Source organism: Mesorhizobium sp. M6A.T.Cr.TU.014.01.1.1, from assembly GCF_004022765.1.
Classification (GTDB): Bacteria; Pseudomonadota; Alphaproteobacteria; order Rhizobiales; family Rhizobiaceae; genus Mesorhizobium; species Mesorhizobium mediterraneum.
Genome location: NZ_RZPG01000003.1, coordinates 73,109 through 86,203 on the forward strand (window position 1 = coordinate 73,109; position 13,095 = coordinate 86,203).

Here is a 13,095-nt window from a genome sequence, read left to right on the forward strand (position 1 = left end):
CAAAGGGGAGCGTTAGGCTGGTGAGGCCGCTCAGCCCGCCGTCTTTGTCTGCCAGGCCTTCAGCGCCTCATCGAACACCTTCTCGCCGGGAATGCCCTTTTCCATGGTGAGCAGCGCCCGCCGTCCGGTCTTGTAGACGACCGGCACGTCGATCCAGTTCTGGCCCCGGAGCAGGGTCAGATTGGCATCTTCGTCCGCCTTGGTGTCGTTGAGAGCGACTAGGAAGAAGCCGTCGGCGATCTTGGCCGGGATGCCGATCAGCGGACTGCCGGCATCCTGTTCAGAGCCCTTCATGGCGACGCGCAGGATGTTATCGACGCCGCCGCCGTCGAAGCCGTCGGGCGTTAGGAAGATCATCTCGATGATGTGGCTGGCCGGCAGGGTCTGGTCGGTGTTGCGGCGGATGGTCATGCGCAACTGCACGTCCTTGCCGGGAATGCTCGCCTCGGCGCGGATTGCCGGCTCGGGCGGCAGGTTGCCGCCGGGCGATTCCTGCACCAGCGACCAGACGATGCTGCCGGGCTCGGCCGAGCCTTGGGCGGTGCTGGTGCGCTCCTCGTAGAAGATCGCCTTCTGGCCGACCGCCAGCGCGGTTTCCGCAGGCGCGGCTGTCGGCGCGGCACTCGGGGCCGGCGCTGCCGGGGCGGCTGCGCTGTCGGTAGGCGCCGCCGGCGCCGGCGCTGCTCCATCGGCAGGCGGCGTTGTTGCAGGGGCTGCACCTGGCGTGGCGGGCGCATTCGTGGCTGGCGCATCGCCGGCCGGCGCTGCAGGTGCAGGTGTGGCCGGAGGCGGCGTGGTCAATGCCGCGACGGATTCGCCCTCTCCGATGCCGCTTTGTCCTGAAGCAGCGGGGCCGGGATCGACCTCACTGCCCTCGGGCGTCAGGCGCTGGGTGAACTTTGCGCCCTCGGCATCAGCTGGAGCCGCTGCGGCCGGAGGCCTTGCCGCGGCATCGGTAGTCGGCTCGGCCGGGGCAGGCTTCACCAACGGTTCGATCGTTGCGACCTCGGTGCTGTTGAGACCCAGCATATTGCTGAACGCGTCCTTGTTCAGCCAGATGCCGTAGCCGCCGCCGGCAACGACAAGCAGAGCGACGACAGCGGCGATCAGCCCACCATAGCTGCGCTTGCGTTCGGCAGGACGCAAGCGCTGAAAGGTGTCCGCCGCCGGCTCCTCGTCGGAAAAGACATCGCCCCTAAAGGCGTCGCCCTTTTCCTCCGCCGGTGGAAAATCCATTTCCGAAGGCACCGGATCGGTGCGCTCTGGAGGAGAAGCAACGGATGGCGGCTTTTGCCAAGTCGGTGCAGCCTTGGCGGCAGGCGCCGGCTGCCATGCCGGCTCGGTCTTTGCCGGCTGTCGGACGTGGCTGGGTTGGTTCTTGTTGCGGTCGATGGAGGAGAAGATGTCTTCCAGCTCCGCCAGCGGATCGGATGCGGGCGCAGGCTTGGCATAGCCCCGCTCGACGCTGGCGATGGCATCCTCCAGAGTGCGCTTATGCTGGGCAACGACCGAAGGCGCCAGCGGCGGTGTGTTCTTGGCCAGCTTGTCCGCGATGGTCGAGCGAGCCTTCTCATAGACTCTCGCGCGTATCTCCGGCGTCGGATTGCCAAGACCATCAAGCGTCTTTTTCAGAGCACCAACAAAATCTGCCATGCTTCAGTCGACCTGCATTTCGTTTCTGGGCCGGCTCCCGCAAATCGGCCGCGATGCCCGGAGCGGCTGAGAATCTAGTCTTGAAACGGATCGGTCACAAGTATTGTGTCGTCCCGTTCAGGGCTGGTGGAAAGGAGTGCGACCGGCGCGCCGATCAGTTCCTCGATATGACGGACATATTTGACTGCCTGGGCCGGCAGATCGTTCCAGCTTCTGGCGCCGGCGGTGGTGCCTTTCCAGCCCTCCAGCGTCTCGTAGACCGGTTCGACTCGCGCCTGCGCGCCCTGGCTGGCTGGAAGATAATCGATCGCCTCGCCGTCGAGGCGGTAGCCGGTGCAGACCTTGATCTCGTCCAGACCGTCGAGCACGTCGAGCTTGGTCAGAGCGATGCCCTTGATGCCGTTGACGGCGACGGCTTGGCGAACCAGCACGGCATCGAACCAGCCGCAGCGGCGCTTGCGGCCAGTGACGACGCCGAACTCGTGGCCGCGCGTGCCCAGGAACTCGCCGATCTCGTTCTTCTGTTCGGTCGGGAACGGACCCTCGCCGACACGCGTCGTATAGGCCTTGGTGATGCCGAGGACATAGCCGATGGCACCCGGGCCGACGCCAGATCCGGCTGAGGCCTGGCCGGCGACCGTGTTGGACGAAGTGACGAACGGATAGGTGCCGTGGTCGATGTCGAGCAGCGTGCCTTGCGCGCCCTCGAACAGGATGCGTTCGCCGGCGCGGCGCTTGTCGTCGAGGATCTTCCAGACACGGTCCATATAGGGCAGTATCTCGTCGGCGACCGAAATCAGCTCATTCATGATCGCGTCATGCGTGACTTCTGCGTGGCCGAGCCCGCGGCGCAGCGCATTGTGGTGCGTCAGCAGCCTGTCGACCTTCAAGGGCAGCGTTTCCAAATCCGCCAAATCCATCACCCTGACCGCGCGCCGGCCCACCTTATCCTCATAAGCAGGGCCGATGCCGCGACGGGTCGTGCCGATCTTCGTTCCGGAATTGGTGGCGGCGTCTTCGCGGAATCCGTCCAGTTCCCGGTGCAAGGACAGGATAAGCGCGGTGTTTTCGGCTATTTTCAGGCGCTCAGGTGTCACCTCGACGCCTTGCGCCTTCAATTTCGCCACTTCCGCGACGAAGGCGTGCGGATCGAAGACGACGCCATTGCCGATGATGGACAGCTTGCCTTGCCGCACCACGCCGGACGGCAGCAGCGACAGCTTGTAGACCTTGCCGTCGACAACCAGTGTATGGCCGGCATTGTGGCCGCCCTGGAAGCGCACGACGACGTCGGCGCGCTCCGACAGCCAGTCAACGATCTTGCCTTTGCCCTCGTCGCCCCATTGCGAGCCGACGACCACCACGTTGGCCATGTTTCTTTTCCCTTGAGGCGCCGCTCGGAGCGGCTTGAAATGGTTTCGAAACGACAGGCTTCTATCGCATCGGCCCGAAAATCGGAATCGATTTCGGCGAGCACGATGCGAACATTCAAAGCCTCGAGACGCGTACTGTGTGCGACCAAGTGGACGCACGTCGCTCTATAACGTCAAGACCCGGCGAGCGCGACCATTCTTTACCGCCGAAGGCGCCCCCAGGCACAACAATTTTCGCCTTTGACATCATTTACTTGGGCGAACCATCACAATAGGTCGGCAAAAGACCCTTCGCCCGCCCGCCCCGGCTGGAAATTTCGCGATGCATCGAACCGCCTATCTGTTCCTGCTGTTCACCACCTTGCTGTGGGGCGGCAACTCCGTGGCCGGCAAGCTGGCGGTCGACCACATTTCGCCGATGACGCTGGTCTTCCTGCGCTGGGTTCTGGCCGTTCTGATCATGCTGCCGATCGGCTGGCGAACGTTGCGCGAGGACTGGCCGGTGGTGCGCAAGCATTGGTTGCTGCTCGGCGGGCTCGGCGCTTGCGGCTTCACCTTCTTCAACGCCATCTTCTACACGGCGCTCAACTACACCACGGCGATCAACGTCTCGATCGAGCAGGCGGCGATACCGATCGTGATCATCCTCGCCAATTTCGTGCTGTTTCGCCTGCGTGTGAACCGGGTGCAGATCGCCGGCGTCGTGCTGACGATCATCGGCGTCGCCCTGACCGCCAGCCATGGCGATCTGCGCCAGCTCCTCAGGCTGGATCTCAATTTCGGCGACGCCATCATGCTGATCGCGGTGCTTTGCTACAGCTTCTACTCGGTCGGGCTGCGGCTGAAGCCGGCCATACGCTGGCAGAGCCTGATGCTGGCGCTGTCGATTGCAGCACTAGCCACTTCGCTGCCTTTCTTCCTGTGGGAGGTGGCGGCAGGCAAGGTCATCGTTCCCGATGCGCGCGGCTGGGCGGTAGCGTTCTACACCGCGATCGGTGCCTCGGTCATCTCGCAGATCTTCTATATCAGGGGCAACGAGCTGATCGGCGCCAACCGGGCCGGCCTGTTCATCAATCTGGTGCCGATCTTCGGCACGCTGCTTTCGGTGCTGATAGTCGGTGAGACATTCCAGCTCTATCAGGGACTGGCCCTCATGCTGGTGCTCGGCGGCATTAGCCTTGCCGAATACAGCGGAAGGAAGATGGCGATTTAGCCGGCAAATGTTCGGCGTCGGATGAGGATGGTGCAATCCAGGGCCTGTCGCAGCCTCATGGCGAACCAAAACTCGCAACAGTGGCTGGACGAATATCCAAAACAACTAATGTATTAAGAACCAGAGATACCAGTACGGCTGTATTAAGGATACGGACATTCCAATATATGGCGCCATTCCCTGGAGATTGACTTTTTCATCTTTCGCAACTCATCTTCCCAGCACCAGTTTAGCTGATCTCGGTGAAATGGAGACGATCATGAATTTTCGAATGCTCACGGCGCTTGTCCTTGCTTTTGTTGGCTTGGCAGCCTTTCCCATTTCGGCCTCCGCAGCCACCGCCTATACAACCGGGACCTTGAATGTGCGAAGCGGCCCTGGCCCCGGCTATGCAAGGATCGCAACATTGCCGGCCGGCCACAGGGTGACGGTGATCGATTGCCAGGGCAGCTGGTGCGCAATTCGTGCCGCCGGGATACGGGGCTGGGCCAGCGCAAACTATCTGGACCGCGTCTATGTTTCCCGACCGATCGTCGTGCGGCAGCACATTATCGTTCGCCCGCCGCATTACCGTCCGCATCGGCCGCACCGGCCGCATAAGCCGCACCGGCCCCGTCCCGGCAAATGCAAGATCGCGCCCGGCTTCGCCTGCAAATAACGGCCGTCAAAGGATTATCCAAACGCTCTGACGTCATTGTCGAAACGCCCCGTGTGCTTTTGGAAGCACACGGGGCGCACATGATTCAGGCGCCGCCCACATCGAAATGCAGCCGCTTGGCGGAGTCGATCGACTTGTGCGCCCGCACCTGTTCCAGCACGTTTTCCGGGAACGGCGCATCGAGATAGAGCAGCGCGATGGCATCGCCGCCAGGCCGGTTGCGGCCGAGCTGGAAGTTGGCGATGTTGACGCCGTTCTCGCCGCAGACCGTGCCGAGCAGGCCGATGATGCCGGGCGCATCGGCATTGGTCGTGTAGAGCATGTGCTGGCCGACTTCGGCGTCAAGGTTGATGCCCTTGATCTGGATGAAGCGCGGTTTGCCATCCGAGAAGCAAGTGCCGGCGATCGAGCGCGTCCTATGCTCGGTCTTGACCGTGAGCTTGATATAGCCGTCGAACACGCCGGATTTGTCGCGCTTGACCTCGGCGACGATGATGCCGCGCTCCTTCACCATGATCGGCGCCGACACCATGTTGACATCGGAGACCTGCGGCCGGATCAGCCCGGCAAGGGCGGCGCTGATCAGTGCTCGCGTGTTCATCGTCGCGGTCGACCCGTCGAACAGGATCTCGACCTCTTTGATCGGATCCTCGGTGACCTGTCCGACAAAGGCGCCGAGCACTTCGGCAAGCTTGACGAAAGGTTTCAGGCGCGGCGCTTCCTCGGCGGTGATCGACGGCATGTTGATGGCGTTGGAAACGGCGCCCTTGATCAGATAGTCGGACATCTGCTCGGCGACATGCAGGGCGACATTCTCCTGCGCTTCGGTGGTCGACGCGCCGAGATGCGGCGTCGCCACGACATTCTCCAGGCCGAACAGTTCATTATACTCCGCCGGTTCGACCTCGAACACGTCGATGCCAGCACCTGCCACCTTGCCGCTCTTCAGCGCCGCGATCAGATCGGCCTCGACGACCAGCCCGCCACGCGCGCAATTGATGATGCGCACACCGGTCTTCATTTTGGCGATCGCCGCGGCGTCGATGATGTTACGCGTTTTGTCGGTAAGCGGTGTGTGCAGCGTGATGAAGTCGGCGCGGGCGAACAACTCGTCGAGCTCGACCTTCTCGACGCCGAGTTCCTCGGCGCGGCTGTCCGACAGGAACGGATCGAAGGCGATGACGTGCATCTTCAGGCCGACGCCGCGTGTGGCGACGATCGAGCCGATATTGCCGCAGCCGATGATGCCCAGCGTCTTGCTGGTGATCTCGATGCCCATGAAGCGGTTCTTTTCCCATTTGCCGGCATGGGTCGAGGCATTGGCTTCCGGTATCTGGCGGGCCAGCGCAAAGATCATGGCGACGGCATGCTCGGCGGTGGTGATCGAATTGCCGAAGGGCGTGTTCATCACGATGATGCCCTTGCGGCTTGCCGCCGGGATGTCGACATTGTCGACGCCGATGCCGGCGCGGCCGACCACCTTCAATCTGGTGGCGGCGTTGATCAGCTTCTCGGTGACTTTCGTCGCCGAACGGATGGCGAGGCCGTCATACTGACCGATCACTTCAAGGAGCTTTTCCTTGTCCTTGCCGAGATCGGGCAGGTAGTCGACCTCGATGCCGCGATCCCTGAAGATCTGCACGGCGGTGGTGGAGAGTTTGTCTGAGACGAGAACGCGGGGCATGGGCTAGATCCTTTGCGATTGGCGCCCCTCCCCCTTGAGAGGAGGGTCGGCGCGAAGCGCCGGGGTGGGGTCGTTGCGGCCGGACGCGGCCGATTCTTTCTGGATGGTGGGGTCGTTGAGCTGGGTGGAGGCGACCCCACCCGGCCCTTCGGGCCACCCTCCCCTCAAGGGGGAGGGATCAGACCGCTGCCTTGAGCGACGCCTTTTGCGCGGCAAAGGCCCAGTCGAGCCACGGCAGCAGCGCTTCGAGGGAGGCGGTCTCGACCGTCGCCCCGCACCAGATGCGCAAGCCGGGCGGTGCGTCGCGATAGGCGCCGATGTCGTAGGCGACGCCTTCCTTGTCGAGCGCCGAGACGATGCCCTTGGCGAACGCCGTTTGCCCGTCGGCATTGAGTGCTGCGACATCCGGGTCGGTGAAGGAAAGGCAGACGGACGTGTTCGACCGCGTCGCCGGGTCGGTGGCCAGATGGCCGAGCCATGAGGATTTGCGGACGAAGCCGTCGAGAACGGCGGCATTGGCGTCGGCACGGGCAATCAGCGCGTCGAGGCCGCCGATCGACTTCGCCCAACGCAGCGCGTCGAGATAGTCCTCCACGCACAGCATCGACGGCGTGTTGATCGTCTCGCCCTTGAAGATGCCTTCGATGAGCTTGCCGCCCGAGGTCAGGCGGAAGATCTTCGGCAGCGGCCAGGCCGGCTTGTAGCTTTCCAGCCGCTCGACGGCGCGCGGGCTGAGGATCAGCATGCCGTGCGCACCTTCGCCGCCCAGCACCTTCTGCCAGGAGAAGGTGACGACGTCGAGCTTCTGGAAATCGAGCCTTTGCGCAAAGGCCGCCGAAGTGGCGTCGCAGATGGTCAGGCCGCGGCGAGCGGCCGGGATGAAATCGCCGTTCGGCACACGCACGCCCGATGTCGTGCCGTTCCAGGTGAAGACCACGTCGCGGTCGAAATCGATTTTTGTCAGGTCCGGCAGCGCGCCGTAACCGGCTTCGATCCTGCGCACGTCGGCAAGCTTCAGCTGCTTGACCACATCGGTGACCCAGCCGGAACCGAAACTCTCCCAGGCGACCATGTCGACGCCGCGTTCACCGAGCAGCGACCACAGCGCCATCTCAACCGCGCCGGTATCCGACGCCGGCACGATGCCGATGCGATAGTCTGCCGGAACCTGAAGTATCTCCCGCGTCAGCTCGATCGCCTGCTCGAGCTTGGTCTTGCCGATCTTGGCGCGATGCGAGCGTCCGAGCGCGGCATTGATCAGCGCCTCGACCGACCAGCCGGGGCGTTTTGCACAGGGACCTGAGGAAAAATTGGGATTTGCCGGACGGAGTCCGGGCTTCGTATGCGTCGTCATCGTGGTCTATCCTTCCAGATAGTGGCCCCTCGTTGGGGAGGGGTGGCCCACGGACGGCGATATGCGTTCAGGCGTCAGGCGTCAAGGGGAAAGTTTTTGTCGCTGGCAGGATACTGGTCACCTGTGGTGAGAATGTCATGGCCTAAGAACACGAACGGCGAACCCGAAGATCCGCCGTCTTGATTGTCGCCTGCGCGGCTCCTACCAGAGGTCGTAACGCAACCCGATCTTGACCTGATGATTGCTGATCCCTTTGCGGATCGGATACGAATCCAGATCCTCTGCGGTGGCATATTCGGCGTCGGGCGCGGAAAAATACTGATAGCCCAGATCAACGGAGACATTCTTGGACACTCGATAGGCAAGGCCCGCATTCAGCGTATAGGCAAGGGAATACTGGGTCTTGTTGTCCTGCAGAACGAAATCATCGGCGGGGTCATCATTGTCGGTGAAATAGCTCGCCGAAAGCTTGCGCTTGCTCTGGACGACGCCGATACCCGCGCCGAGATAGGGCGTGATCCCGACATAGGTGCCAAGTTCGACATAGCCATTGAGCATGCCCGAAAAGGCGTAGTTCTCCAGGGATGCTGATGCCACGGTCGCCTCTGCCGCAATCGCTGAATCGTCATAGCCGACGCCAATCTCGTTGCCGGGCAGATAGCCGAGATTGAGGTCGGCACGCAGATAGTCGTTGAAATGGTAACCGAAGCCGATGCTGGCAAAGATCGGATCTTCTTTGTCGCTGAAGCTCGCCGGCGTGAAGGCGAAATCCTCATTTTCGAAGCTCTCTTCCGGTAAATAAGCGACATCGCCGCGCAGATACCATCCCGAACCGACTTCGACCGGAACGTAGTCCGGTGCCTGATCGACATAGATCGGTGGGTCGTAGTCGGCGCCGAGTGCCTGCGACAGCGGCGTCAGAGCGATTGCTGCAAGCGCCAGCGCTATGCGCGATTTGACTGTCATGATCATCCCGGCTCCCGAAGGTGGCGCCATCGCAATCGCAAGCGCCGTTTGAGAGCATTGTTAACCATAGTGGTTAAGTGGCGGTTAAGGATAACAGGACGTTAGCGAATTGATTTTGATGAGCTTCCCGACACAAAAGAAAACCGCCCGGCTTTGCCGGGCGGTCCGTAAACCTGCTGTCGAAGCGATTACTTGGTGTAGACCGGTTCGGGTTCATAGGCGATCGGTTCCGGCTGGGCGCAGCCGGAGTTGCCGAACTGATAGCGCAGACCGCCGCGCACTTCGTGCACATTGATGCCCTTGTCATGTCCGGGACCGACATCGCTGGCGAAGTCGAACATCTTGCCGCCTTCGATATGGCTGAAGCGGTAACCGAGATCGAGCTTGACGCGATCGGTCAGGCAGTAGGAGGCGCCCGCCATCGCCGCATAGGCAAAGCGCCAGCCCTTGCCGCCGCTATGCTCAAACGTATCGTCGTCAATGGTGTTGTGCAGCTTGTCCCACTTGACCCAGGCGCCGCCGATGCCGGCGCCGACATAAGGCGTGATGCCGTGCCAGGTGCCGATATCGACATAGGCATTGGCCAGGAGCAGCAGCGCCGTATAAGACGACGTGTCGGTCGAAGTGCAGGGGTTGATGCCGCAGAAGCCGCTGGTCGAGCCGCGGAAATCGGATTTGCTCATCCAGTCCGCGGTCAGGTCGGTGCGAAAATGCTGGTTCATCTGGTAACCGACGCCGGCGCCGGCCGAGAAGGCGCTCTCCAGCTTGCCGCTGTCAAAGCGGCCGGTGCCTGGATCCGGCCCGTAGGTGATGTAGTCGGCGCCGCGAAACTTCGACCAATGATAGTCGATGTCGCCGCGAATGTACCAGCCGCCGTATTCGGCCGGCTGCTCGTAGACGGCCGGCGGCGGAGCCGGCTCGATCACGGGCGGCTCGACGAAGTCGGCGGCGAACACTGGTCCGGCTACGCCCGCGAACAGCGCGGCAAATAGCGCCATTTTTGCTGTATTGAACATGCTTGTCACCCCTGAGAACCCTCGGCACAGCGAACGCGTCCGAATGTGATTGGCTTCAGTCGTGGATAATGAATTGGAAAAGTTAAAAGGCGTTTAACCGTGTTGCTTAACCACGAATCTTTAGAATTCGAGAAAGCTTGCGGCCATGGCTCAACGAAAAGCCCGCCGGAAGGCGGGCTTTTCAGACCAGCAAAGCTGCAGGATCAGGCGGCGCTGCGCGTTTCCGAGATGATCTCGACGATGTCGTTGACGACGGCCTCGACCAGTTGCTGGTCGTCGCCTTCCGCCATGACGCGGATGAGCGGCTCCGTGCCGGATGGCCGGATGACCAGGCGACCGGCCTTGCCCAGGCGGTGGCGTGCATCTTCGATCGCCGCCTTGACCGGGGCTTCCTCGAGCGGCTTGCCGCCGGAAATGTGGACGTTCTTCAGAAGCTGCGGCACCGGCTCGAACTTCTTCGACAGCTCGCTGACCGGCCGGTTCTGCCGCTTGATGCAGGCGAGCACCTGGAGCGCCGAGACGAGGCCGTCGCCGGTCGTGGAAAAATCGGACAGCACGATGTGGCCAGACTGCTCGCCGCCGACATTCAGGCCGTGCGCACGCATGTGCTCGACGACATAGCGGTCGCCGACCTTGGTGCGGTGCAACTGCAGGTTCATGTCGCCGAGGAAGCGTTCAAGGCCGAGATTGGACATCACCGTCGAGACGACGCCGCCGCCGGCCAGCCGTCCGCTCTGATGCCAGGACTCGGCGATCAGCGCCATGATCTGATCGCCATCGACGATCGCGCCATTCTCGTCGACGATGACGACGCGGTCAGCGTCGCCGTCGAGCGCGATGCCGATATCGGCGCGCACTTCGTGCACCTTCTTCTGCAGGCCGGCCGGATGGGTCGAGCCGCACTCCTTGTTGATGTTGAAGCCGTTGGGCTCGACATTGATGGCGACGACCTCGGCGCCGAGTTCCCACAGCGCCTCGGGCGCCACCTTGTAGGCAGCGCCATTGGCGCAATCGACGACGATGCGGAGGCCGGAAAGCGACATCGATCGCGGCAGCGTGCGTTTGGCGAATTCGATATAGCGGTCATGGACGCCGTCGACGCGCTTGGCGCGGCCGAGCCCGTCCGAATCGGCGAGCGCCAGCTCGATATCCTCGTCGAGCATCCCCTCGATACGCTCCTCGATCTCGTCGGAGAGCTTGTAGCCATCCGGGCCGAACAGCTTGATGCCGTTGTCATAGTAAGGATTGTGCGAGGCCGAGATCATCACGCCGATGTCGGCGCGCAACGAGCGCACCAGCATGGCGACTGCGGGCGTCGGAATCGGGCCGAGCAGGAACACGTCCATGCCGGCGGCGCAGAGGCCCGACACCATCGCATTCTCGATCATGTAGCCGGAAAGTCTGGTGTCCTTGCCGAGCACGACGCGGTGGCGATGATTGCCGCGCTGGAACGAAAGGCCAGCGGCCATGCCGACCCTCATGGCGATCTCCGCCGTCATTGGAAACCTGTTGGCGCGCCCGCGAATGCCGTCCGTGCCGAAATAACTTCCTGCCATGCTAGTCAGCTTCCCGATGGTTCTTTCCCGGCACGTCATGCCACAAATTGGCCCGAGCCCTATCATCACAATGCATGATTATATGCCTCCAATCCTTAGAAAATTGTTGTTTTGTGTGTTTTGTGTCACGCCACTGTATTGATTTTCAAGTTCCCTGCTCTGATTGCGGCAGCAGCGTTCAGGAACTTCAACTCAAACCGCATCTGGATTCTTGATGTGTGTCAGTATGGCTTTGAATTCGGAATCCGCGCGTCGTTCTGCTCCAGACCGAGGTGAATTCAGGATCCGCCGCACCAGCCGGTTCGACTGGCTGTCATGCGAGGCAGTCTCCTGACTGCGAACCGCTATATACGCGCTCTCCGTGCAAATGCACCCGGAAAAACTTGGCTGCGAGACAGCGCCCGGCAACGATTTCATCACCTTATCGGAAAGAATACACTTTCCGGCACTTTTTACGCTACTTGGCATCTGGCGCAACCAGCCGTTGAGCGCTATTGATTTGCTGGGACATATCATGAACCGCTGTAGGGAGAAAATGCATGCTCATCCATCGACTTGCCACTTTGACGGGTCTTGCCGTCGTGACCTTGTTCCTGGCGGCGCCTGCCAATGCGCTGACCATGGCCGAGTGCAGCACCAAGTATAACGCGGCCAAGGACGCCGGAACACTTGGCGGGCAGAACTGGAACCAGTTCCGCAAGGCCGAATGCGGCACCGACGCCAGCGCCACGGCAAAACCCGCCAAGCCGACGACCAAGGCGGCAGCAGCCACTGGCGATGACGTCGCGCCGGGCCTGACGGCGAAAGAGTGCAGCACCAAGTATCAGGCAGACAAGGCCGCCGGCACACTGAACGGCCTGACCTGGAACCAGTATCGCAAGACTGAATGCACCGCCGGCGCTACCGCTGCGGCAGCACCGGCCGCGGCAGCACCGGCTGCGACGGCAGCGGCCACTGATGACTCGGCACCGGGCCTGACGGCGAAAGAATGCAGCACCAAATACCAGGCTGCAAAGGCTGCCGGCACGCTGAACGGCATGAAGTGGAACGACTTCCGCAAGAGCGCATGTGCCGCCGGCGCCAGCGCTACGGTAGAACCGGCCGCAGCGACGACCAAGGCAGCGGCAACTGCTGACGCCGGCAAAGGCCTCAGCATGGCGGACTGCAGCGCCAAGTATCAGGCGGCCAAGACCGGCAACACGCTGAACGGCATGAAGTGGAACGACTTCCGCAAGAGCCAGTGCGGTACTGGTGCATCCGACGACGACACCGTGCCGGCTGCCGATGAGGCGAGCTACACCAGCGACCCGGAAACACCGACCGTCACCGCTCCCCAAGGTGTGAAGTTTCCGAAGGCGATCTCCCAGAAATATAGCACCGAGACCCCGGCCAAAGGCCGTATGCATACCTGCCTCGATCAGTACTACGCCAACAAGGACGCCAACGCGCTGGGCGGCCTCAAGTGGATCCAGAAGGGCGGCGGCTTCTACAGCCTGTGCAATGCCGCGCTGAAGAGCTGATAGATAGCAGCATTTGAAAGACGAAAGGCCCGCGAACCGCAAGGTTCGCGGGCCTTTTTTGTTGCCCGGGTATGTTCAAGCAGGTTGATTGGAGCGACTGGC

10 protein-coding genes are annotated in these 13,095 nt (G+C 62.1%); 3 read left to right on the plus strand and 7 right to left on the minus strand.

What is annotated here, in order from left to right:
- Nucleotides 1-30: 30 nt before the first annotated feature.
- The gene (locus tag EN885_RS05235) at nt 31-1,653 is read right to left on the minus strand and encodes a hypothetical protein (protein ID WP_128241733.1); all 1,623 of its coding nucleotides are present in this window, start codon (nt 1,651-1,653) and stop codon (nt 31-33) included.
- A 74-nt stretch (nt 1,654-1,727) separates the two neighbouring features.
- A complete protein-coding gene (locus EN885_RS05240) occupies nt 1,728-3,026 on the minus strand; it encodes an adenylosuccinate synthase (RefSeq protein WP_095487377.1) in 1,299 nt (432 codons plus the stop codon).
- A gap of 322 nt (nt 3,027-3,348) precedes the next feature.
- Between EN885_RS05240 and EN885_RS05245 the strand changes: the two genes are divergently transcribed.
- Both EN885_RS05245 and EN885_RS05250 read left to right on the plus strand, forming a co-directional pair.
- A complete protein-coding gene (locus EN885_RS05245; protein WP_128241734.1) occupies nt 3,349-4,239 on the plus strand; it encodes a DMT family transporter in 891 nt (296 codons plus the stop codon).
- Between the two features lie 247 nt (nt 4,240-4,486).
- A complete protein-coding gene (locus EN885_RS05250; protein ID WP_245493007.1) occupies nt 4,487-4,897 on the plus strand; it encodes an SH3 domain-containing protein in 411 nt (136 codons plus the stop codon).
- Between the two features lie 85 nt (nt 4,898-4,982).
- On the opposite strand, the gene serA is transcribed toward EN885_RS05250, so the two are convergent.
- The 5 genes from serA to glmM all read right to left on the minus strand — a co-directional run bounded on the left by serA (nt 4,983) and on the right by glmM (nt 11,473).
- Complete coding sequence (gene serA / locus EN885_RS05255; RefSeq protein WP_128241735.1) at nt 4,983-6,581, minus strand: phosphoglycerate dehydrogenase; 1,599 nt, start codon at nt 6,579-6,581, stop codon at nt 4,983-4,985.
- A 178-nt stretch (nt 6,582-6,759) separates the two neighbouring features.
- Nucleotides 6,760-7,935, minus strand: a complete 1,176-nt coding sequence (locus EN885_RS05260) for a phosphoserine transaminase (RefSeq protein ID WP_128241736.1) — start codon at nt 7,933-7,935, stop codon at nt 6,760-6,762.
- Nucleotides 7,936-8,136: 201 nt separating this feature from the next.
- Nucleotides 8,137-8,901, minus strand: coding sequence for an outer membrane protein (locus EN885_RS05265; protein ID WP_128241737.1), 765 nt, complete (start codon nt 8,899-8,901; stop codon nt 8,137-8,139).
- Nucleotides 8,902-9,089: 188 nt separating this feature from the next.
- Nucleotides 9,090-9,917: an outer membrane protein gene (locus EN885_RS05270; RefSeq protein WP_128241738.1), complete on the minus strand. Its 828-nt coding sequence runs from the start codon at nt 9,915-9,917 to the stop codon at nt 9,090-9,092.
- A gap of 203 nt (nt 9,918-10,120) precedes the next feature.
- Nucleotides 10,121-11,473, minus strand: coding sequence for a phosphoglucosamine mutase (glmM, locus tag EN885_RS05275; protein WP_095487386.1), 1,353 nt, complete (start codon nt 11,471-11,473; stop codon nt 10,121-10,123).
- A gap of 539 nt (nt 11,474-12,012) precedes the next feature.
- Here glmM and EN885_RS05280 point away from each other — a divergent pair.
- Entirely contained in the window at nt 12,013-12,993 is a 981-nt protein-coding gene (locus tag EN885_RS05280) for a hypothetical protein (protein WP_128241739.1), read from the plus strand.
- Nucleotides 12,994-13,095 lie beyond the last annotated feature (102 nt).

Bases quoted from the DNA above. Each gene is read 5' to 3' on its own strand.
- EN885_RS05260 (WP_128241736.1), bottom strand. From the start codon at position 7,935: ATGACGACGCATACGAAGCCCGGACTCCGTCCGGCAAATCCCAATTTT.
- EN885_RS05265 (WP_128241737.1), bottom strand. From the start codon at position 8,901: ATGACAGTCAAATCGCGCATAGCGCTGGCGCTTGCAGCAATCGCTCTG.
- glmM (WP_095487386.1), bottom strand. From the start codon at position 11,473: ATGGCAGGAAGTTATTTCGGCACGGACGGCATTCGCGGGCGCGCCAAC.
- EN885_RS05235 (WP_128241733.1), bottom strand. From the start codon at position 1,653: ATGGCAGATTTTGTTGGTGCTCTGAAAAAGACGCTTGATGGTCTTGGC.
- EN885_RS05280 (WP_128241739.1), top strand. From the start codon at position 12,013: ATGCTCATCCATCGACTTGCCACTTTGACGGGTCTTGCCGTCGTGACC.
- EN885_RS05245 (WP_128241734.1), top strand. From the start codon at position 3,349: ATGCATCGAACCGCCTATCTGTTCCTGCTGTTCACCACCTTGCTGTGG.
- EN885_RS05250 (WP_245493007.1), top strand. From the start codon at position 4,487: ATGGAGACGATCATGAATTTTCGAATGCTCACGGCGCTTGTCCTTGCT.
- serA (WP_128241735.1), bottom strand. From the start codon at position 6,581: ATGCCCCGCGTTCTCGTCTCAGACAAACTCTCCACCACCGCCGTGCAG.
- EN885_RS05240 (WP_095487377.1), bottom strand. From the start codon at position 3,026: ATGGCCAACGTGGTGGTCGTCGGCTCGCAATGGGGCGACGAGGGCAAA.
- EN885_RS05270 (WP_128241738.1), bottom strand. From the start codon at position 9,917: ATGTTCAATACAGCAAAAATGGCGCTATTTGCCGCGCTGTTCGCGGGC.